This window comes from Phreatobacter sp., assembly GCF_052440005.1.
Taxonomy (GTDB): domain Bacteria; phylum Pseudomonadota; class Alphaproteobacteria; order Rhizobiales; family Phreatobacteraceae; genus Phreatobacter.
In genome coordinates, this window is sequence record NZ_JBQVQL010000017.1 from 16508 (window position 1) to 37050 (window position 20543).

The window sequence follows — 20543 nt, forward strand, 5'->3', positions numbered from 1 at the left end:
TTGGTTGGGTAACGTCATGTCCCATGAATGGAACGATGATGAATGCCGACGACCTCGTTCTCTTCGATGCGATCGTTGCTTCCGGAGGTGTGTCGGCTGCGGCGCGCCGGCTGGGACTGCCGAAGACGACGGTCAGCAGGCGCCTGGTACGCCTGGAGGCGACCCTCGGAATCGCCCTGTTCGACAGGACGGGCCGCAAGCTGCGGTTGACCCGGGCCGGTGAGACGCTGCGCGCTCCCGCCATGGCCGCCGGCCTCGCGCTGGCGGAGGCGCATGCGCTGGCTCTGGCCGAACGCGGGACGCCGCAGGGCGTCCTGCGGATCGTCTCGCCATTCCTGTTCGGACGGCTGATCCTGTCACCCTATCTCGGCCGCTTTCTGGCAGCAAACCAGGAGGTTACGGCCATCGTCAGGTTCGACAACGCACCCCTCGATCCGTTGCGCGAAAACGTCGACGTGGCGATCCGGATCGCCGAGCCGACGGAGCCCTATCTGATCTCGTCAAGGCTGGCCGAAGCCGAACTGAAGCTCTACGCCCCGGCCTCCTTCGCCCTGGGGATCGCGCGCCCCGCGGACCTCACCCCTCTGCGGCTGATCCAGGTCGCCAACCAGCACAGCCCCGAAGTCGTCCTGCGGCTGACGGGCCGCGGCGCCACCCATGAGATCCGGGTCAGGGTCGGCGTCACGGTCAACGACCCGGAAGCGGCCTGCACCATGGCCGCCGGCGGCGGCGGCTTCGCCGTCCTCCCCTCGTTCCTCGCCGAGGACTTCGTCAGGAAAGGCGCCCTCGTTCCCGTCCTGCCCGGCTTGGTCGCCGGACAGGTGGCGATCTTCGCGCTGCTCCCTCCGGGACGAAACGCCATTCCGATCGTCGCGCATTTCCTAAAGGGGTTGCGGCGGCAACTTGCGGACCAGCGGTTCGGCAAGTCACCGACGCCCTGAACATAGCCGCGGACCGCCTCGAAACGGGATCGACATGGCCGCCCGGAGTCGGACATGCTGGCGCGACAGGTTGACCTGTCATGATCTGCGCATGTGATAGCATCGCGTGTTGACGAATCGTGCGGAGGTGGGAATGGCGCTGAAGGTCGAATTGAAGCCCGGCGAGAAGTTCATTCTCGGCGACAGCGTCATCGTCAACGACGACCAGCGCACGCGGCTGACCATCGAGGGCGAGGCGCCGATCCTGCGCGAGAAGGACGTGATGACGGTGGAGGCCGCCGACACGCCCTGCAAGAAGATCTATCTGCTCGTGCAGCTCATGTATCTGTCCCGCGATCCCGCCCGCCACCACAAGATGTATTTCGACCTGGTCAACGACGTGGTGAAGGCGGCGCCGTCGACTCTCGGATTCATCGACGACATCAACAATCACATATTAACCGGTTCGCTGTACAAGGCTCTAAAGGCCACGAAGGGCCTGATCGAGTACGAAGGGACTCTGCTGGGTCATGCATCACGGAGCAGCGGCGTACGCGTCGACCGCTAAGGTCACGGCAACGACCAATCCCCGCGACCTGGAGGCGAGCCTGCTCTTGAAGGCGGCAGCCAGGCTGCAGTCGGTCAAGGACAATTGGGAGACGGGGCGCGGCGAACTCGGCCATGCCCTCGCCTACAACCGCAAGCTCTGGACGATCCTGTCGACCTCGGCGACCAAGCCCGAGAACCCGCTTCCGCTGCCGATCAAGAACAACATCGCCAATCTCGGCCTGTTCATCTTCCAGCGCACCATCGACATCGAGATCGAGCCGGCTCCCGAGAAGCTCGGCATTCTCGTCTCCATCAATTCCAACATCGCTGCGGGTCTCGCCGGTCGCGGCTGACCCCTGCCGCCGGGGCGGCGAACGAGAAAGGGCGCGGCCTCGACGGCCGCGCCCTTTCTCGTTCCGGGCCGCGCGGGGACGCGGCGCTACATGTAATTGACGATGGTGAGCTTGGAGAGCATCGAGCTCGTCTGGTAGCTCGCCTGCAGGTTGGTCTGCAGCGCCAGAATCTGCACCGTCACCTCGTTGTCGTCGACGCCCTCGATGTCGGCGAGAAGCCCGCCCAGCATCGAGCGGCGGTCGGAGTGGCGGGTCTTGGCTGAATCGGCCGCGGTATTGGCCGCGGCGATCTCGATCTGGATCGACTGAACCGTCTGGCTCGCATTGTCCATGCTGAGCCCCGAGACGACGCGTGGCGTCAGCGCCTGGAAGCGCTCGAGGCCGTTGGGGTCGCTCTCGCTGAAGCGCAGCGAACTCGCCACCGCCATATACTGGACCGCGGTGCGCAGCGCCTCCTCGTCGGCGCGCACGCCGTAGAAGACCGACTGTGAATTGTCGACCTCGGCCGACGCGGTCGCCCGCGGATTGGGCGAGACCCGGTCGCCCTGGTACCAGCGCACGGTGCTCGCTTCCGCATTCTGCGGCGTGTCGTAGGCGACGGCGTCCGCCATGGTCCCTGAGACACCCGGCACCAGGCGCTTCGGCACACCGGGTTCGATCACCGGCGGGCCGGCGAGCGCCGCCGCATTGGTCTCGCCGTGGAAGAAGTCGTCGCCGGCCTTCACCGCGGATGCGGCGGCGAGCTTCGAGCCGACCATCCGGCTCATTTCCGTCCCGAGCGCCGTGCGCATGTTGTCGAGCGTCTCGGCGGAAGTGGCCCCGACCCGGAACTGCCCCGCCGCCAGCAGATCGGCGTCGGCGGCGACGGCCGTCAGGGTGAGGTTCTCGACGCTACCGTCCGGCAGGGTGAACCCGACGGTCAGTGCCTGGTTCGGCGAGGCGTTGCCGGCACCGGCGGCAATCGAAAGCGAGGCCGGCGGCCCGGCCGTCTTCGTCGCGGTGATGCCGTCGACGGCGCCAGAGATGAGGCCGATCTTCAGGCCGAAGGCATGCGCACCGTCCTCGGCGAGCACGACGGGCTGGGTGCCCTGTGCCGTGACGGTCAACCGCCCGGTCGCGGCGGAGTTCGCCTCCGGATTGGCGCCAGCAACGCCGAGGTCGGCCTGCATGCGCTCGAGCAGGACCGTCTTGAACCCGTCCTTGGAATTGTCGCCGCCGAGGAAGATGGAGGGATCGAGCACCGGCGGCGTCGCCGACTTGCGCCCGCCGAAGACGTAGCGGGTGCCGTCGTTGGCGTTGAGCATGGAGACGACCGCGTTCAGGCCGTCGCCCGCCGCGACCTGACCGATGGTACGGCCCGAGGACAGCTTGTACTCGTTCGGCTGCAACGAGGTCTTGGTCGAGGAGACGGTCTTGGCGATGCCCGTCAGCGAGGTGTCGATGATGGAGATGCGGGTCGTCACCAGCGAGATGGACTGCTGCCAGGCGTCGATCTGGCTCATCGAGGCGCGGAAGGCGAGCGAGAAGCCGCGCTCGGGGCCGAGGCCGCCATAGGTTTCCGACTTCTGGCCCGAGCCGAGCTGGCGTTGCAGCTCGGAGAGCTGCGTCTTCATGCGCATGAAGTCGCTGGCGTTCAGTCCCGACAGGATTCCCGAGGTGCGGATGGACATGACGCGGCCTTACATTCTCTGGAGCACGTCCAGCATCTCGCGGACGGCGCTCATCACGCGCGCATTGGCGCCGTAGGCGGTCTGGAGCTGGATCAGCAGGGTCATCTCGTCGTCGATGTTCACCGCCGCGACGCTGTCGAACCGGGCCTGGAGCTGCGTCACCACCGCCTCCTGGCCCTCGGCCACCTGCAGGGCGCTGGCGGCGTCATTGGTCTGGGTGACGATGACGGAGCGGGCATAGGAGAGCACGGAACCCTGGAACGGGTTGGTGGTGGTGCCGAGGCTGCCGGCGGGGGCGAAGTAACGATCCGTGCTGCCCAGCGCCTTCACCAGGAACGAGGGGCGCGTCTCGTCGGATTCCAGCGTCGTCGCGTTGATCTTGACCAGGGCGCTCGGGTCGGCCTTGAGGGCGGCATTGACGTCGATGCGCGAGGCGAGGCCTAGATACTGCTTCCCGGCCCCGGAGATCTGATCGCTGTAGAGACCGCCGGCCGCCGCCGTATCGACGAAGAAGGGCAGCGCGCTGCCGCCGTCGGCAAGCGTCCGGGCGGTGACGTTGGCGGCGGCGCGGCCGACGCTGGCCCCGCCCGTGACGGTCGGGTCGGCGAGGACGCGCAGGTTCGTTCCGCTGACGGAGACACCGAATGCGCCGGCCGGTGCGCCGGCGCTGGCGGCCCACGTGTCGATTGCCGCCTGCATCTGGCTGGCATGGCCCGCGGCCGAGGAACCGGTGAGACGGAACACGATGTCGTCGGGATCGGCCGTCATGTCGTCGGACATGGGCACCGACGTGTCGTCCACCCGCTTGAACGTGATCTTCTTCGTCACGCCGTTGGCGGTGAGTTCGAGGGTCACCGTGTCGCCGTCGACCAGGCCGCTGCCGAGCGCCGTGTCGTAGCCGGCCGTCGGTCCCGGTCCGGTCACGGTGACGGGCGTCGACGTCGCGGTATTGCCCAGCGCCTGGGCGAGATTGGCGGCGATCTGGTCGAGCTGCGCCTGGGTGGCCGGCAGCGCCTTGTCGCGCAGTTCGATCAGGGCGGCGATCTTGCCCGAGGTGAAAACCCCGGCCGCGATCAGATCGACCGTTCCGGACGAGGTCGACGCCGTGATCGTTCCGACGGTCCGCTTCGTCGGGTCCTCGTCGTAGACGTTGGTCGGCCCGATGATGTCGCGGGAGTCGAAGGAGAGCTCCGACCGGCTGCTCGACAGGAGCACGAAGCCCGCACCGCCATAGAGCTGCACCGCGCCGCGATCGTCATAGACGGTGCGGACCTGCACGTAGTCGGCGATCTCCGACACCATGGCGTCGCGCAGGTCGAGGAGGCCGACCCGGCTCTCGTCGGTGAAGGCCACCGACAGGCGGGCGTTGATCTTGGACAGGTCCGTCAGCAGCGTGTTGAGACGCACGGTGGCGTCTGCGAGGCCGCTCTCGGCGTCGAGACGCATGTCCTGCGTGGCGCTGGACAGGCTGCGCAGGGTCTGCGCCACCACCGTCGCCGAGTTGATGACGCCCGACCGTGCCGTGTCGCTCTCCGGCGAGGTCAGCAGCGTCTGGAACGAGGACGAGAAGGTGTTGAGGACCGTGTCCAGCGCGCGGGCCGAGCCCGGCGCACCCATCATCTGGTCGAGCCGGGAGAGGAACTGCGAGCGCGTCGAGGCATAGCCGGCGTTGGAGCGCTCGCCGACCAGCTGGCGCTGCACGAAGGCGTCGTACTCGCGCCGGATCGAACCGACGGCGACGCCGGCGATCTGGTCGCCGGCGAGCGCGTCGACCGGATCGATCAGCTTGCGCGTGTAGCTCGGGTTCCCCGCATTGGCGATGTTGGCGCTGGTCAGCGCCGTCGCCGTGGAGGTGAAGCGCAGGCCGGACAGCGAATTGCTGAGGGCGCTGGTCAGGGTCATGCCCGGTCACTCCTTGCCGTGCGTCACGATCCGCTTCAGCGGATCATGTTGATCGTTTCCTGCAGCATCGAATTGGACGTCGTGACGATGCGCGTGTTGGCCGCATAGGCCTGCTGGGTGATGATCAGCTTGGTGAACTCTTCCGAGATGTCGACGTTCGAGCTCTCGAGGCTCTGCGAGACGATGCGGCCCGAGGCGCCGAGGATCGGCGGGCCCGAGCTGGACGTCTCGGAGAAGGCGCCACCGTCGAGGCGCTTGAGCATGTTGTCGCCGTTGAAGCTCGCGAGCGGGATGGAGAACAGGTCCACCGACTGGCCGTTGGAATAGTTGCCGCGGACGCGGCCGGCGTCGGTGATAGAGACGTTCATCAGCTCGCCGACGGCATAGCCGTTCTGGCCGATGTCCGTGACCTGAACGGTGCCGTCCGAGCGGGCATACTGGGAGAGGCCGTTGGTGCCGATGTCGAGCGTGACGTTGCCGACATTGGTGCCGTTGACGGTGAGGTTCGAGATCGTCGGGTTGGACGTCGGCGAGGTCAGCTGGCCCGTCGAGGAGAAGGTGAAGTTGCCACCGATGCGCGTCCAGGTCTCCGCGCCCGTGGCCGAGGAGGACTGGTAGTAGGCGCTCCAGGTGTCGGACACGGCGGGCGGGCCGGCGGCGGCGTTCGCCGTCTTCGCCCAGCGGACCTGCACGTTCACCTCGTTGCCGAGCGCGTCGTAGACGGTCTGCGAGCCGCCGGCGATGGAGGTCGCGACGAAATTGGCGGCGTCCGCCGAGCCGATCGTCGCCTGCCCGATGAGGGAGGTCTGCATCAGCTCGCTTCCCGGCGTGCTGTTGGCATTGGCGGTGGCAGGCGTCGTCGGAAGGCTGGCGCGGTACTTCAGGTTGTCGGTGGCGCGCGCCGGAATGACGTCGTTGGTGATCTGGATCGGCACCGGCGAGGATCCCAGCGGATTGCCCGTGGTGCGGTCCAGCGGCAGGCCGCGCAGATAGTAGCCGGCGCCGTTGACCATGTAGCCGTTGGCGTCGACCGTGAAGTCGCCGCGGCGGGTGTAGGCGTTCGAGGTCGAGAACGTCGGCTGGCCGTCGACGAAGCCCGACGGCTGCTGCACGACGAAGTAGCCGTCGCCGTTGATCGCGAGGTTGGTGGTGATCGAGGTCGCCGAGATCTGGCCCTGGATCGTGTTGGTGGCGCGCGAATAACCGGTGACGGAGCCGGAAAGCTCCCGCTTCGGCCCCGAGTCCGGGATGAGGTCGACGAAGCTCGTCTCGATCCGCTTGAAGGCAGTCGTCTGCGAATTGGCGATGTTGCCCGAAATGTTTTCCAGCGCGTAGGCCTGGGCGGAAAGGCCGCTGACCGCCGTCGTCATTGCACCGAAGATACCCATCGAACTTCCCTTCGCCGATGCCGGCGGTCCCGATCGCGACGGAACGCCGCCGCACTCTGTAACGATCTGTGCAGCCGCCATGCCAAAGGGCGCGCCGGGAAAACTGTCGATTTTCCAGTGCCTTGAATGGTTTACGAGAGGTTTACGCCGGCTGCCCGGCATAAACGCCTGTGCCGATCGGCATATTCTGCCGGGTGTTGCAGGCGTCAGGGCTCCCCCCTACCCTGCGGGCCGACCGTGGAGGCCGTCGCCTCCGCCACCCATCAGGACATGAGGCACATCACATGGCGTCCGGGCGTTTCGAGGGGACGAGCGGCTATGTCGCGACCGACGATCTCAAGGTGGCGGTCAATGCCGCGATCACGCTCCAGCGCCCGCTCCTGGTGAAGGGCGAGCCCGGCACCGGCAAGACGGTCCTCGCCATCGAGATCGCCAAGGCCATCGGCGCGCCGCTGATCGAGTGGCACGTGAAGTCCACAACCAAGGCGCAGCAGGGCCTCTACGAGTACGACGCCGTCTCGCGCCTGCGCGACAGCCAGCTCGGCGACGAGCGCGTCAAGGACATCGGCAACTACATCAAGCGCGGCAAGCTCTGGGAGGGCTTCACCGCCCCCGTGCGGCCGGTGCTGCTCATCGACGAGATCGACAAGGCCGACATCGAGTTCCCGAACGACCTCCTGCAGGAGCTCGATCGCATGGAGTTCTTCGTCTACGAGACCGGCGAGACGATCAAGGCGGACCAGCGGCCCATCGTCATCATCACCTCCAACAACGAGAAGGAGCTGCCGGACGCCTTCCTGCGCCGCTGCTTCTTCCACTACATCAAGTTCCCCGACGCCGAGACGATGCAGGCCATCGTCGACGTCCACTTCCCCGGCATCAAGCAGAAGCTGGTCGCCGAGGCGCTGCGCATCTTCTACGAGGTGCGCGATGTGCCGGGCCTGAAGAAGAAGCCCTCCACCTCCGAACTGCTGGACTGGCTGAAGCTGCTCATGGTGGAGGACATCTCGCCGGAGACGCTGCGCGAGAAGGACCCGCGCAAGGCCATCCCGCCGCTCCATGGCGCGCTCCTGAAGAACGAGCAGGACGTCCACCTCTTCGAGCGCCTGGCCTTCCTCGCGAAGCGCGGCTGAGTCATGGTGCGCCCGGCGCGACTGCGCCGAGTCGCACCGGATCGAGAGAGATGCCGACCGTGACCTTCCCGGGTGTCCGTGCAGCCGTGCTGCCGGCCCTCCTGTTCCTCGCCGGCTGTTCGGCCGGTCTCGACGCGAGCCCGCCGGGCGGGGTCGAGGCTTCCGCATGGTCCATCGAGCGCCAGGTGACGCGCTGCCGGGCCACCCAGTCGGGCGGCACCCGCGCCGGCATGGCGGGCGCCGGCGGCTTCGCCGTCTTCGGCTCCGTCACCGCCGTCTCGCGCACGGGATCGGCCGAGGACTGCCCCTCCATGCTCGCCCTCACCGACGAGGACCTCGGCGAGATCCGCACCCTCCTCCTCGCCACCGCTGCCAGCGCCCGCGGCATGGAGACCAACTGGCGCAGCCGCGCCGGCGCCCGCCGGGAGATCGTGCTGTCCGTCTACCCGGTCGAGGCGAGCCGCGGCCGCCCGTGCCGCGTCGTCGCCGCCACCCTGACCGTCTTCGGACCGGCCGACGGCCTCGTCGGCGCGCCGCCGCCGGTGCCCCTCGACGAGCAGCGCTTTTGCCGCGCCGCCACGGGGGCCTGGGAGCCCTCCTGATCCCGCGACACCCGCACCCTGCCCCGCCGCCACGCGGCTGAAACACCGCCACTGTGTCGTCGGCCCCTTGCAAGGAGCCGCATGGGCATGGCCACAACCCTGACGCTGATCCTCGCCGCCGGCGGCGGCTTTCTCCTTCTCGCCTGGGTGCTCGGGGACGTCTGGCAGGGCGGCGAGGCCTCCTCCACCGATGGTGGCGGGCCGGACAGTTCCGAGGGCGATGCCGGCGGGGGAGACGGCGGCGGCGGAGGGGACGGCGGCGGTGGCGGCGACTGACGAACAGCGCGAATTCCGGGCTTTGTCTTCGCGAAACGGCAAGGTTTTCGCGGTAGCTTGCCGCGCATGGAGCTGTTCGCCGGCGTCAACCTGATCACCCTCGCGGCGACGGCCGCGCTCCTCACGCTCGTCGGCGCCCACGTCTGGTACGACCGCTGGTGCGACCGCAACGGCGTCCCGCGCCCGTCGAGCTCGACGTCGGCCGACGGCCTCTCCTGCGGCGACGGGGACGGCGGCGACTGATCCGCCCAACGGCATGGGATGACGCGCGGCGCGGAGCGCTCTAAGCTGCCGCCATGTTCATCAATTTCTTCCACGACCTGAAGAAGGCGGGCGTGCCGGTGACGGTGCGCGAATACCTGACGCTCATGGAGGCGCTCGACGCCGACATCATCGAGCGCGCTCCGACCGACTTCTACTACCTCTCCCGCGCCACGCTGGTGAAGGACGAGCGCAACATCGACAAGTTCGACAAGGTTTTCGGCGCCACCTTCAAGGGCTTCGAGACCCTCGCCGAAGGCCTCGAGGTCAACGTCCCCGAGGAATGGCTGCGGAAGCTCACCGAGAAATTCCTCACCGAGGAGGAGAAGGCCCAGATCGAGGCGCTCGGCGGCTGGGACAAGCTCATGGAGACGCTGAAGAAGCGGCTCGAGGAGCAGAAGGGTCGCCACCAGGGCGGCAACAAGTGGATCGGCACCGGCGGCACCTCGCCCTTCGGCGCCTACGGCTACAACCCCGAAGGCGTGCGCATCGGCCAGGAGGGCAACCGCAACTTCCGCGCCGTGAAGGTCTGGGACAAGCGCGAGTTCAAGGACTACGACGACACGGTCGAGCTCGGCACCCGCAACATCAAGATCGCGCTGCGCCGCCTGCGCAAGTTCGCCCGCACCGGATCGCCCGACGAGCTCGACCTCGACGGCACCATCCGCGAGACGGCGCGCCACGGCTTCCTCGACGTGCAGATGCGGCCCGAGCGGCGCAACTCCATCAAGGTGCTGATCTTCTTCGACGTCGGCGGCTCGATGGACTGGCACATCCAGCTCTGCGAGGAGCTGTTCTCCGCCGCCAAGGCCGAGTTCAAGCACATGGAGTATTTCTACTTCCACAACTGCCTCTACGAGAAGGTATGGAAGAAGAACCAGCGCCGCTTCGACGAGACCATGCCGACCTGGGACGTGCTGCACAAATACGGCAACGACTACAAGGTCATCTTCGTCGGCGACGCCTCCATGAGCCCCTACGAGATCGCCCAGCCCGGCGGCTCGGTCGAGCATTTCAACGAGGAGGCCGGCGTCACCTGGATGAAGCGCGTCGCCTCGATCTACCCCTCCATGGTCTGGTTGAACCCGGTGAAGGAGAAGCACTGGGACTACACCCACTCCATCGGCATGATGCGCGACATCATGGAGCAGCGCATGTTCCCGCTCACCCTCACCGGCCTCGACAAGGCGATGAAGGAACTGGTGCGCTAAGCCCGTTCAGCCGCCCGCCTGTTCCAGCGACCGCGTGATGTGGTCCCTGAGCCGCGCGGCGGGTGTCGCCAGCGTCGCCGCCGTCAGCAGGGCGATCTCCGTGTCGGGCAGGTTCGGCAGCCCGACGCCGTCGAGCCGGGAGAGCCCCGGCGGCACCATCTCCTTCGGCAGCACGGTGATCCCGAGACCCGCCCGCACGGCGGCGATGGAGCCGGCCAGCGAGCCGCAGGTATAGGCGATGCGCCAGGCCCGGCCGACGGTCGCGAGGGCCTCCGTGGCGCGCTTGCGATAGACGCAGGGCGTCGGCGAGACGACGAGCGGCAGGGTCTCGCGCAGGGCGACCGCGGGTCCGTTGCCGACCCAGACCAGCGGCTCGCGCCAGACGCGGGTTCCGTCCATGCGGCGCCCCTGCTCGCGCTTCACCAGCACCATGTCGAAGGCGCCGTCGCGGAAGCCGTCGAGCAGGTTGAGGGTGAGGTCGCATGTCACCTCCAGATTGACGCGCGGATGCACCTCGGCGAAGCGCGCGAGCACGTCCGGCAGGTGGCTCGTGGCGAAATCCTCCGGCGTGCCGAGCCTGACGGTGCCCGCAAGGTCGGGCTCGTTGATCCGCGCCACGATCTCGTCGTTCAGCGCCACCATCTGCTGCGCCGCCGCGCTGAAGGCCTCGCCGCGCGGCGTCAGCGTGACGGAGCGCGGCGTCCGGTCGAGGAGGCGGTAGCCGAGGCTGTCCTCCAGCCGCTTGATCTGCAGCGAGATGGTCGACTGGGTCCGGTGCAGCTCGGCGCCGGCGCGCGAAAAGCTGCGCGTCCGCGCCACGGCCAGGAAGGACCGCAGGAGATCCACGTCGAGATTGGCCAGGCGCGTCATTGCAATCGTCAATCAATGAAACCGATACAATCAATTTCACAAATCTTGACCGGTCACGCAAGGGAGGTGCGTCCAACCACGGAGCTCAGCCATGTCCATCCACACCCCCGCCGCCGCCTTCCGGTCGCCGGCCGTTCCCGGCGCAACGCCGGTGACGGTCGCCTTCGGCGACGGCATCGGTCCCGAGATCATGAACGCCGCCCTGCAGATGATGCTCGCCGCCGGAGCCCGCCTCGCGGTCGAGCCCATCGTCATCGGCGAGACGGCCTATCGCGACGGGCACGGCTCGGGCATCCCGCCCGAGGCCTGGGACAGCATCCGGCGCACCGGCCTCCTCTTCAAGGCGCCGATCACCACGCCCCAGGGCGGCGGCTACAAGAGCCTCAACGTGACGCTCCGCAAGAGCCTCGGCCTCTTCGCCAACACCCGGCCCTGCCTGTCCTACGCCCCCTTCGTTGCCACCCGGCACCCGGTCATGGACGTGGTCATCATCCGCGAGAACGAGGAGGACCTCTATGCCGGCATCGAGCACCGGCAGACCGACGAGGTCGTCCAGTGCCTGAAGCTCGTCAGCCGGCCGGGCTGCGAGAAGATCGTCCGCTACGCCTTCGACTACGCCCGCGCCAACGGCCGGCGGAAGGTCACCTGCTTCACCAAGGACAACATCATGAAGATGACCGACGGGCTGTTCCGGAAGGTCTTCGACGAGGTTGCGGCCGACTATCCCGGCATCGCGAGCGACCACATGATCATCGACATCGGAGCGGCGCGGCTCGCAGCCCGGCCGGAAGAGTTCGACGTCGTCGTCACCCTGAACCTCTACGGCGACATCCTCTCCGACATCGCCGCCGAGATTTCCGGCTCGGTCGGGCTCGGCGGCTCCTCCAACATCGGCGAGCACGGCGCCATGTTCGAGGCGGTGCACGGATCGGCGCCGCAGATCGCCGGCCAGGGGATCGCCAATCCCTCGGGGCTGCTGCTGTCGGGCATCATGATGCTGGTCCATATCGGCCAGAGGGAGGTCGCCGAGCGGCTGCACCTCGCCTGGCTGAAGACCATCGAGGACGGCATCCACACGCCCGACATCTTCCGCGAGGGCGTGTCGGCGCGCCGGGTCGGCACCCAGGCCTTCGCCGACGCGGTGATCGACAGGCTGGGACATTCGCCGCGCACCCTGACCCGGCCCGATTACGCGGCGGCGACGGCCATCGTGCCTTTCACCCCGCCCCGGCGGCCCGCAGCCGACAAGCGCCTCGTCGGCATCGACGTCTTCGTCCATGCCGCCGGGACGTCTCCCGACACCCTCGCCGCCCGGATGCAGGCGGCGGCTTCGGGCCTGCTTGCCCTGACCATGGTGAGCAACCGCGGCGTCAAGGTCTGGCCGGAAGGCCAGCCGCAGACCTTCCTGACCGACCACTGGCGGTGCCGCTTCGAGATGCCGGCGCCGCGGCAGTTCACCAAGGCCATGGTTGCCGAACTGCTGGCGGCCCTCGCCCGCGCCGGGATCGACTTCGTGAAGACCGAGCACCTGTTCACCTTCGACGGCGTGCCCGGCTACAGCCTCGGCCAGGGGCAATAGAGGTCGCGCCCGCCGCTGGCGTTCAGCGGGCTGGACAAGGCGCTGAAGGGACTGGTGCAGTAGGTCGCGGCGCCGTCAGGCGGCGCGACCACCAGACCTGCCGGACCGAGGACGCTCCCCATGCTCACGCAGACCGCAAGGCTGCTCGCCTCCCTCCGGGCGCCGCGGACGCCCAGCGGCGAGATCGAGGTGCAGGTGCTGCGCGACCTGGTGCTGCGCTTCGGGTCCGGTGCCGATGCGGACGCCGTGCTGCCCTGGTTTCTCGACACGGCCGACGCTTTCGCGCTTCCGGTCCTCGAGCGCTTCGGCTCTGCCGAGACCGGGGCAAGGCTCTTCTCGGCGATGGTCGACCGTCGGGGACTGCGGGACGACTGCCCGGCCGAGGTGCTGCAGGCGATCGGTGCCACCGGCTATGCCCCGGCCGTCCCCGCGCTCTGGACCGTGGCCAGGGAGGCGCCGCATCACGAGTCCCGGGCAGCCTGTCTCGGGCTGATGGACCTGCCCTGCGGCTCCATCGCCGGCGAGATCGCCCGGAAGATCCGCAGCCTCGACGGGCAGGGCCTGTTCCCGGAGTTTCTGCCCAGCCTGGCCTTCAAGGGGGACCAGTCAGGCCTGCTGGACCTGCTGCCAAGGCTCGCCGCGCAAACGGCGATCGACAATATCGCCGGCATCATCCTGGGCCTCGCGGCCTTCGGCGCGCCGGGCGTTCCGCATCTGCGCCCCTTTCTGTTCGACCGGCGGTGGGAGGCCTTCTGCAATGCCACCGGCACCGCGCGCCATCTGCGCATGGGCGTGCTCGGCGCCGGACTGAGGGTCATCGATCTCTATGACGCATGGCGGGCCGACGCCCTCGCCGGTGCCCGCGGCGATGCGATGCTTTACCGGCTGTCCTGCCTGCTGGCCCTGCTTCCTGGCCCGCGGCTGTCCGACGACCTGCCGATCGGCTGGCCGCGGATCCTGCAACGCCCCGGCGAGGATCATGCGGAAATCTACGACCGCCTCTTCGCCAGCCCCTGCGACGGCGGCGCCGATCTCGACGACCTCGTCGCGCGACTGGCCACCGAACGCGACGGCGGCGAGCCGTTGCCCGACCTCGACGCCGCCGAAGCCGCCCTGGCCGGGCTCATAGGCCGGGAACAGATGATGTCCAGCCTCGGGGCCCCCCACGACCAGGGCGGCTGACGACGGGTCTCCACCCCTCCCCGCGCCGCCCGGCCATGCGCGTCCCGCCCTTGCGAAACGTTTGAAGACCCCGGCATCATTCCGCCAACGGCCTTCGACAACAATGGGAGGGGAAGTCGTGAAACTCGTTCGCTATGGCGCCAAGGGCAAAGAAAAGCCTGGCCTGATCGATCCCGATGGCAAGATCCGCGATCTCTCGGGCGTGGTGCCCGACATCGCCGGCGCGGCCCTCGGCAAGAAGGGTCTCGCCAAGATCGCCAAGGCCAATTGGGAGAAGCTGCCGCTGGTGAAGGGCCGTCCGCGCCTCGGCGCCTGCGTCGGCGACGTCGGCAACTTCATCGCCGTGGGCCTCAACTATGCCGACCACGCCGCCGAGACCGGCGCCGCCATTCCCACCGAGCCGATCCTCTTCAACAAGGCGCGCTCCTGCATCGTCGGCCCGAACGACGACGTCATGCTGCCGAAGAAGTCGGCGAAGACCGACTGGGAGATCGAACTCGCCATCGTCATCGGCGAGCGCGCCCGCTACGTCTCCAAGAAGGACGCCCTCTCCGTCGTCGCCGGCTTCTGCGTCTGCAACGACGTCTCCGAGCGCGAATACCAGATCGAGCGCGGCGGCCAGTGGATGAAGGGCAAGGGCTGCGAGACCTTCGGACCGCTCGGCCCCTGGCTCGTCACCACCGACGAGGTCAAGGACGTGCAGAAGCTCGCCATGTGGCTCGACCTCAACGGCGAGCGCATGCAGACCGGCTCGACCAAGACCATGATCTTCGACGTGAAGACCATCGTCTCCTACTGCTCCGAATTCATGGTGCTGGAACCCGGCGACGTCATCACCACGGGCACCCCGCCCGGCGTCGGCCTCGGCATGAAGCCGCCGCGCTTCCTCAAGGCGGGCGACGTCATGACCCTCGGCATCGAAGGCCTCGGCGAGCAGAAGCAGAAGGTCATCGCCTGGCAGTGAGCCGGTGCGGCGGGCGCCAACGCGTCCGCCCGCCATCGCTCCGCCGGACATGAAACCGTCCATGCTGAGAACCATCGCCCTCACCGCGACGGCGATGGTCGCCTTCGCGGCCAATTCGATCCTGGCGCGCCTCGCCCTCGCGGGCGGGGCCATCGACGACATGGGCTATACCGGCTGGCGCCTCGCCTCCGGCGCCCTGGTGCTGGCGCTCCTCTCGCAGATCGTCGGCCGGCGTCCGGGCGTTCCCGCCGTGGCGGGCAGCTGGGCGCAGGCGGCCGCGCTCTTCGTCTATGCCCTGGCGTTCTCCATCGCCTATCTCTGGCTCGGCGCCGCGGTCGGCGCCATCGTCCTGTTCGGTGCCGTCCAGTTCGGCATGATGGCCCGTGCCGTCGCGGCCGGAGAGCGGCCGGGCCCGCTGGAATGGGCGGGCCTCGCCGCCGCCTTCGCAGCCCTCGTCTGGCTGGTCGCGCCGGGCGTGTCGGCCCCCGCGCCCGCCGGCGTCGTGCTGATGGTCGCGGCGGGCCTGTCGTGGGCGGTCTATTCGGGCCTCGGGCGCGGGTCCACCGATCCTCTCGCCGACACCGCCGGCAACTTCCTGCGCTGCCTTCCCGTCGCGCTGGTCCTCATGGCTTGGGGCTGGCGCGTCCATCCGCCGGACCCGGCGGGCCTCGCCTATGCCGTCGCCTCGGGGGCGCTGGCCTCCGGCCTCGGCTATGCCGTCTGGTATGCCGTCCTGCCCGCACTGCCGCGCGTCACCGCGGCCTCGATCCAGCTCACCGTCCCGGCCATTGCCGCGGCGGGCGCCGTCGTCTTCATCGGCGAGGCGCTGACGGCGCGCCTCGTCCTCGCCTCCGCCGCCATGATCGCCGGCATCGCGCTGGTCATCCTCGCCGGCGAAAGGCGCCGGCGCGGCAGCTGAATCGAAACGTGAAGGACTGGAATCTCCGCTTCAGGACGAGGGCCGAAAGCGATTCCGCGTCAGGGACTTGGGCCAGACCGATGAGACGGGGCGCAAAGGCGGCCCGTCACTCCATCACGGCGGCCTTGAGGATGCAGACCATCACAGCGTGGGCGGGCCCCGTGCCGACGTTGCGGATGACGTGGCGGCCGTCGCAGCGGTAGCGCGCGCTCTCGCCCGCCCCGACGATCTCGACCCGGTCGCCGACCTCCACCTGCAACTCGCCCTCCAGCACCGACAGGCTCTCGATGGAACCGCGCTGGTGCCCCTCGCTCTCCAGCATGCCGCCGGGGTCGCACTGGAAGTCGTACCACTGCAGCCACTCGACGGTCTTGATCCAGCCGATGATCGAAAGGCGGCACTTGCCGTCGTCGGAGACCAGCAGCGGCGTGTCGGCCCGAGACAGCTTCTCCAGGAAGGGTTCTTCGGTGGCGGTCGCCAGCACGCGTTCGATGGATACGTCGAGGGCCTGGCTCAGTCGCCAGATGGTCGCGAGCGTCGGGTTGGTCTCGTTGCGCTCGATCTGGCTGATGATCGATTTGGCGACGCCCGACTGTTCCGACAGCTCCGACAGCGACAGGTTGTAGGCCTTGCGCAGCCGCTGCACGGTCTTGCCGAGATTGCCGGACAGCACATGGGCTCCGGCATCCATCTCGATCTTCTTGGGGTCGCGGTCGGCCATTGGCAGGCGTTCGTCTCGGGCTTCGGATCGAACGAAACGTTCGTTCAGACACTCATAGGGACCCCCTCCCCGCGGTGCAAGGCGATGAGGCCGGTGGAAGCGCGACCCGAAGAAACTGCATCCGCCAAAACAATTCACATATGCTTGCATTCGGAAACATAGTGGATCACATAAGGAAACATGACACACGATTCCTTTGCCGCCGTCCTCCACCTGTTCAAGGCCCATGCCGTTCTCGAAGAGCGCATCGCCGGTGAGCTTGCCTCCATCCACGGCCTCGCCCTCAAGGATGCGCTGCTGCTGATGCAGCTCGCCCGCGCGCCGCTCGCCCGCCTGAGCCGCGTGGAACTTGCCCGACGCCTGAACGCCAGTCCTTCGACCATCACCCGGACCTGCATGCCGCTCGAAAAGCTGGGGCTCGTCGGCCGCGAGGACGACCAGCGCGACGCGCGCCTCTCCTACGTCGTCCTCACGCCGGCCGGCGCCACGCGCGTCGCCGAAGCGGAGGCGACCCTCCGGCAGAAGGCCTCGGACCTGTTCAGCGACCGCTGGAGCGCGACGGAAATCGGCACTCTCGCCGACCTTCTCGGCCGGCTGACCGTCGGCCAGCCCGGCCGTCTGTCCTGAGCCGAGGCCGCGACCGCAGCAGACCTGACGGCGCCTAGACCTCGCGGGCGCCGAGCGCCGCATGCGTCGAGATGCGCGTCCACGGGCCGATGCGCCCCTGGAAGGCGGTGTAATGGGCGGCGATCTTGCCAGCCACCGGGCTGCGTCCGGCGAGTTCGCCGAGGAGGTCTCCGGCGTGGCGGCGGGCGAGCTGCACCATCGGCGTCGGGAAGCCGCGCAGCCGGACGCCGTGGGTCGACACCATGGTCGCCAGCGCCTCCATGTTGAGGATCTCGATCTCGGCGAGCGCCACCGCCTGCTCCGCCTCGCTCGCCGCCGCCACGACACCCTTCAGGTCCGCCGGCAGCCCGTCCCACAGGGCCTTGTTGACGACGAGTTCGCTCGATCCGTTCGGCTTGTTGAAGCCGGGCGCATAGTAGAAGGGCGCCACCCGCCACAGCCCCAGCTGGATGTCGGAACCCGGCGCGGTGAACTCGGCCCCGTCGATGGCGCCGCGCTCCAGCGCCGGGTAGATGTCGCCGGGCGGCACTGCGATGGCCGTGGCGCCAAGCCGCTGGAACAGCTCCGCCCCGAGGCCCACCATGCGGATGGTGAGCCCCTTCACGTCCTCCGCCGACTGCAGCTCGCGCCTGAACCAGCCGCCCATCGAGACCCCGGTATTGCCGCCGAGGAAGGGCTTCACGCCGAAGCGCGCCGCCGCCTCGTCCCACAGCGCCTGCCCGCCGCCCTTCAGCACCCAGGCATTGTGCTCGGGCGGCGTCAGGCCGAAGGGGATGGCGGTGAAGAAGGCGAGGCCCGGCTCCCGCCCGATGGCGAAGAAGGATGCGGTATGGCCGAGTTCGACGGTGGCGTTGCCCACCGCCTCGTGGACGGCGAAGGCCGGCACCACCTCGCCGGCGGCGAAGACCTGCACCTCGATCCGCCCGCCCGACAGGAGCTTGATCCGGTCGGCGATGCGCTGGGCCGAGAAGGCGGGGCCGGGCAGGTTGCGCGGCCAGGAGGTGACCAGGCGCCAGCGCAAGGCCTGGGCCCGCGCGACGCCGGGCGCGGCAAGGACCCCGGCGGCGCCGACGGCGAGGGCGGAACGGCGATTGAACGTCATGTCACCACCAGGCGTGGAAATGATGGGTGGGCCCGTGCCCCTCGCCGACCGCGAGCCGGTCGGCCGCGGCGATGGCGGCCGTCACGTAATCCTTGGCCTCGCTCACCGCCTGCCCGAGCGGGAAGCCCTTGGCGAGCCCCGCCGCGACGGCCGAGGAGAGCGTGCAGCCGGTGCCGTGGGTGTTGCGGGTGGCGACGCGCGGCGCCTCCAGCCTGACCGCGCCCGCCGGCGAGACGAGGAGGTCGACGCTGGTCTCCCCCGTCGCATGGCCGCCCTTCATCAGGACCGCTCGCGCGCCCTGGCGGAGCAGCGCCTGCCCCTGGGCGAGCATGTCGTCCTCGCCGCGCGCCACCGGCTGGTCGAGAAGGGCCGCCGCCTCGAGCAGGTTCGGCGTGACGAGCACGCAGCGCGGGAACAGGAGCCGTCTCAGCGCCGAGACCGCATCGGGGTTGAGAAGCCTGTCGCCCGACGTTGCGACCATCACCGGATCGAGCACCACCTGCCCGACGCGGTGCCGGTCGAGCCCAGCGGCCACCGTCTCGATGACGGCCACCTGCGACAGCATGCCGATCTTGGCCGCCCCCACCTTCAGGTCGGAGAAGACCGAATCCATCTGCGCCGCGATGAAGTCCGGCGGCACGTCGTGGATCGCCTGCACGCCGCGGGTGTTCTGGGCGGTCAGCGCCGTCACCACGCTGGCGCCGTAGACGCCCAGCGCCGAGAAGGTCTTGAGATCGGCCTGGATGCCGGCGCCACCGCCGGAATCCGAGCCTGCAATAGTGACGGCGATGGCGGTCATGAAGTCGTCTCCAGCGCTTGATCGACGATGGTGCGAAGGTCGCGGGCGGCACGGGCCGGGTCCACGGCGGCCATGACGGCAGAGACCACGGCGATCCCCTGCGGCCCGGCCGACATGACCGCCGCCGCATTCCCGGCCCCGATGCCGCCGATGGCGACGACGGGCAAGGGACTGAGCGTAACGACCGAGGCAAGGCCGTCGCAGCCGATGGCGGCTCCGGCGTCCTTCTTCGTCGTGGTCGCGAAAACGGGACCGGCGCCGATATAGTCGACGGCAGCAAGATGGTGCTGCGAGGCCTGCCATTCCGCCGGTGAGCCCACCGAGAGCCCGATGATCTTGCGCGGCCCGAGCATGGCGCGGACGGTGACCGCGTCGATGTCGCTCTGGCCGACATGAACGCCGTCGGCATCGACAGCGAGCGCCACATCGACGCGGTCATTGACGAGGAGCGCGACGCCGAGCGGGGTGAGCAAGTCCTTCAGCGCGCGGGCCTCCTCGACGAAGGAGCGGCCGGTTGCCCCGGGTGAGCGCACCTGAACCAGCGTGACCCCACCGGCGACGGCCGCGGCCACCGTGTCGATGACGCCGCGGGGTCCTGCGAGGCCCCGATCGGTGACGAGATAAAGCCGGAGGTCGAGGCCGGGCGTCATGGCCGGTAGAGCTCGACGCGGGAGCGGGCGGCGATCACCGCGGCGTCCAGGCCATGCAGCGCATCGCAGAGCTCGGCCGGGAAATGGCCGGGCCCGCGGGGGCAGCGTTCCCCGGCAAGGCTCCCGGCGCTCGCATAGGCGGACAGCGCGGCGACCGTCGCCCCGAGCGGCGGCGCGACGGTCGCGAAGGCTGCGACGGTGGCGGTGAGGGCACAACCGATGGCGGTCGAGAGCGGCATCAGGGCATGGCCGCCCGAGATCGCGAAGACGTCGTCGCCGTCGGTGACGTAATCCGTCTCTCCGGTGATGGCGACGACGGCGCCGCTCGACCGCGCCAGCGCCCTGCCGGCGTCGATCGCAGCATCGGAGCCGGCCAGCGAATCGACGCCCCTGGAAGCCGCGCCGCTCGCCCCGGCCAGCGCCAGGATCTCGCCGGCGTTGCCGCGCACGATGGTCGGCCGCAGCGCCAGAAGGTCCGTGGCTGCGCGGGTTCGCAGGGTCGTCGCGCCGCAGGCGACGGGATCGAGCACCCAGGGCTTGCCGGCGGCCGAGGCGGTCGAGGCCGCAAGCTGCATCGAGTCGATCCAGGCGGGCTGCAGGGTGCCGATATTGATCACCAGGGCGTCGATGTGGCGGCCAAACTCGTCGACCTCCTCGATGCTGTGCACCATGGCCGGCGAGGCGCCGAGCGCCAGCAGCACATTGGCCGAAATCGTCATGGCGACGTAATTGGTGATGTTCTGCACGAGCGGGCGCTTGGCGCGGAGGGCGTCTTGCAGGGCGGCGATCTGGTCGGGGGTGACGCTGGCCATCGACGGTCTCCGGTCTCACCGGGTAGGCCAGGCAGAGAAAATGGGGTGGCGGC

Annotated in this window: 22 protein-coding genes; 13 read left to right on the top strand and 9 right to left on the bottom strand. The window is 68.9% G+C overall.

Annotated elements, in window-relative coordinates; genetic code table 11:
- Window positions 1-35 precede the first annotated feature (35 nt).
- The 3 genes from ACT6XY_RS06540 (at window position 36) to flaF (ending at window position 1822) form a co-directional block, all read left to right on the top strand.
- Window positions 36-941, top strand: coding sequence for a LysR family transcriptional regulator (locus tag ACT6XY_RS06540; protein WP_444747528.1), 906 nt, complete (start codon window positions 36-38; stop codon window positions 939-941).
- A gap of 133 nt (window positions 942-1074) precedes the next feature.
- Entirely contained in the window at window positions 1075-1488 is a 414-nt protein-coding gene (flbT, locus tag ACT6XY_RS06545; protein WP_444747529.1) for a flagellar biosynthesis repressor FlbT, read from the top strand.
- Window positions 1451-1822: a flagellar biosynthesis regulator FlaF gene (gene flaF / locus ACT6XY_RS06550; RefSeq protein WP_444747530.1), complete on the top strand. Its 372-nt coding sequence runs from the start codon at window positions 1451-1453 to the stop codon at window positions 1820-1822. The genes flbT and flaF overlap by 38 nt, the downstream gene beginning before the upstream one ends.
- A gap of 86 nt (window positions 1823-1908) precedes the next feature.
- Here flaF and ACT6XY_RS06555 read toward each other — a convergent pair whose 3' ends face one another.
- The 3 genes from ACT6XY_RS06555 to ACT6XY_RS06565 are packed head-to-tail and all read right to left on the bottom strand — an operon-like array spanning window position 1909 to window position 6782.
- Window positions 1909-3492 carry a hypothetical protein gene (locus tag ACT6XY_RS06555; RefSeq protein ID WP_444747531.1) on the bottom strand — a complete coding sequence of 528 codons (1584 nt, stop codon included), beginning with the start codon at window positions 3490-3492 and terminating at the stop codon, window positions 1909-1911.
- A 9-nt stretch (window positions 3493-3501) separates the two neighbouring features.
- Window positions 3502-5394 carry a flagellar hook-associated protein FlgK gene (gene flgK / locus ACT6XY_RS06560; RefSeq protein WP_444747532.1) on the bottom strand — a complete coding sequence of 631 codons (1893 nt, stop codon included), beginning with the start codon at window positions 5392-5394 and terminating at the stop codon, window positions 3502-3504.
- A 35-nt stretch (window positions 5395-5429) separates the two neighbouring features.
- Entirely contained in the window at window positions 5430-6782 is a 1353-nt protein-coding gene (locus ACT6XY_RS06565; protein WP_444747533.1) for a flagellar hook protein FlgE, read from the bottom strand.
- 284 nt (window positions 6783-7066) lie between these two features.
- On the opposite strand from ACT6XY_RS06565, the gene ACT6XY_RS06570 reads away from it, so the two are divergent.
- The 5 genes from ACT6XY_RS06570 (at window position 7067) to ACT6XY_RS06590 (ending at window position 10265) form a co-directional block, all read left to right on the top strand.
- A complete protein-coding gene (locus ACT6XY_RS06570) occupies window positions 7067-7915 on the top strand; it encodes an AAA family ATPase (RefSeq protein ID WP_444747534.1) in 849 nt (282 codons plus the stop codon).
- Between the two features lie 50 nt (window positions 7916-7965).
- Complete coding sequence (locus ACT6XY_RS06575; protein ID WP_444747535.1) at window positions 7966-8517, top strand: hypothetical protein; 552 nt, start codon at window positions 7966-7968, stop codon at window positions 8515-8517.
- Between the two features lie 87 nt (window positions 8518-8604).
- Window positions 8605-8793 (top strand): hypothetical protein, encoded by a 189-nt coding sequence (locus tag ACT6XY_RS06580; protein ID WP_444747536.1) that lies wholly within the window; start codon window positions 8605-8607, stop codon window positions 8791-8793.
- A 66-nt stretch (window positions 8794-8859) separates the two neighbouring features.
- Window positions 8860-9036: a hypothetical protein gene (locus tag ACT6XY_RS06585; RefSeq protein WP_444747537.1), complete on the top strand. Its 177-nt coding sequence runs from the start codon at window positions 8860-8862 to the stop codon at window positions 9034-9036.
- Between the two features lie 53 nt (window positions 9037-9089).
- A complete protein-coding gene (locus ACT6XY_RS06590; RefSeq protein ID WP_444747538.1) occupies window positions 9090-10265 on the top strand; it encodes a vWA domain-containing protein in 1176 nt (391 codons plus the stop codon).
- A 6-nt stretch (window positions 10266-10271) separates the two neighbouring features.
- Here the strand turns inward: ACT6XY_RS06590 and ACT6XY_RS06595 are convergent, their stop codons facing one another.
- Entirely contained in the window at window positions 10272-11135 is an 864-nt protein-coding gene (locus ACT6XY_RS06595) for a LysR substrate-binding domain-containing protein (protein WP_444747539.1), read from the bottom strand.
- A gap of 91 nt (window positions 11136-11226) precedes the next feature.
- Here ACT6XY_RS06595 and ACT6XY_RS06600 point away from each other — a divergent pair, with 91 nt between their 5' ends.
- The 4 genes from ACT6XY_RS06600 (at window position 11227) to ACT6XY_RS06615 (ending at window position 15779) form a co-directional block, all read left to right on the top strand.
- Window positions 11227-12714 (top strand): NADP-dependent isocitrate dehydrogenase, encoded by a 1488-nt coding sequence (locus ACT6XY_RS06600; protein ID WP_444747540.1) that lies wholly within the window; start codon window positions 11227-11229, stop codon window positions 12712-12714.
- A 120-nt stretch (window positions 12715-12834) separates the two neighbouring features.
- A complete protein-coding gene (locus ACT6XY_RS06605; protein ID WP_444747541.1) occupies window positions 12835-13896 on the top strand; it encodes a hypothetical protein in 1062 nt (353 codons plus the stop codon).
- Window positions 13897-14014: 118 nt separating this feature from the next.
- Window positions 14015-14860 carry a fumarylacetoacetate hydrolase family protein gene (locus ACT6XY_RS06610; RefSeq protein WP_444747542.1) on the top strand — a complete coding sequence of 282 codons (846 nt, stop codon included), beginning with the start codon at window positions 14015-14017 and terminating at the stop codon, window positions 14858-14860.
- 61 nt (window positions 14861-14921) lie between these two features.
- Window positions 14922-15779, top strand: coding sequence for a DMT family transporter (locus ACT6XY_RS06615; protein ID WP_444747543.1), 858 nt, complete (start codon window positions 14922-14924; stop codon window positions 15777-15779).
- 106 nt (window positions 15780-15885) lie between these two features.
- Here ACT6XY_RS06615 and ACT6XY_RS06620 read toward each other — a convergent pair whose 3' ends face one another.
- Window positions 15886-16500, bottom strand: a complete 615-nt coding sequence (locus ACT6XY_RS06620) for a helix-turn-helix domain-containing protein (protein ID WP_444747544.1) — start codon at window positions 16498-16500, stop codon at window positions 15886-15888.
- A 180-nt stretch (window positions 16501-16680) separates the two neighbouring features.
- On the opposite strand from ACT6XY_RS06620, the gene ACT6XY_RS06625 reads away from it, so the two are divergent.
- Entirely contained in the window at window positions 16681-17127 is a 447-nt protein-coding gene (locus tag ACT6XY_RS06625) for a MarR family winged helix-turn-helix transcriptional regulator (protein WP_444747545.1), read from the top strand.
- 34 nt (window positions 17128-17161) lie between these two features.
- On the opposite strand, the gene ACT6XY_RS06630 is transcribed toward ACT6XY_RS06625, so the two are convergent.
- From ACT6XY_RS06630 to thiM, 4 genes are read right to left on the bottom strand one after another with little or no spacing between them, the layout of a single operon-like run.
- Window positions 17162-18229 (bottom strand): TRAP transporter substrate-binding protein, encoded by a 1068-nt coding sequence (locus tag ACT6XY_RS06630; protein ID WP_444747546.1) that lies wholly within the window; start codon window positions 18227-18229, stop codon window positions 17162-17164.
- 1 nt (window position 18230) lies between these two features.
- A complete protein-coding gene (gene thiD, locus ACT6XY_RS06635) occupies window positions 18231-19028 on the bottom strand; it encodes a bifunctional hydroxymethylpyrimidine kinase/phosphomethylpyrimidine kinase (RefSeq protein ID WP_444747547.1) in 798 nt (265 codons plus the stop codon).
- On the bottom strand, window positions 19025-19678 hold the full coding sequence (gene thiE, locus ACT6XY_RS06640; RefSeq protein WP_444747548.1) for a thiamine phosphate synthase: 654 nt from the start codon (window positions 19676-19678) through the stop codon (window positions 19025-19027). Before thiE ends, thiD begins: the two co-directional genes overlap by 4 nt.
- Entirely contained in the window at window positions 19675-20490 is an 816-nt protein-coding gene (thiM, locus tag ACT6XY_RS06645) for a hydroxyethylthiazole kinase (protein ID WP_444747549.1), read from the bottom strand. Before thiM ends, thiE begins: the two co-directional genes overlap by 4 nt.
- Window positions 20491-20543: the final 53 nt, after the last annotated feature.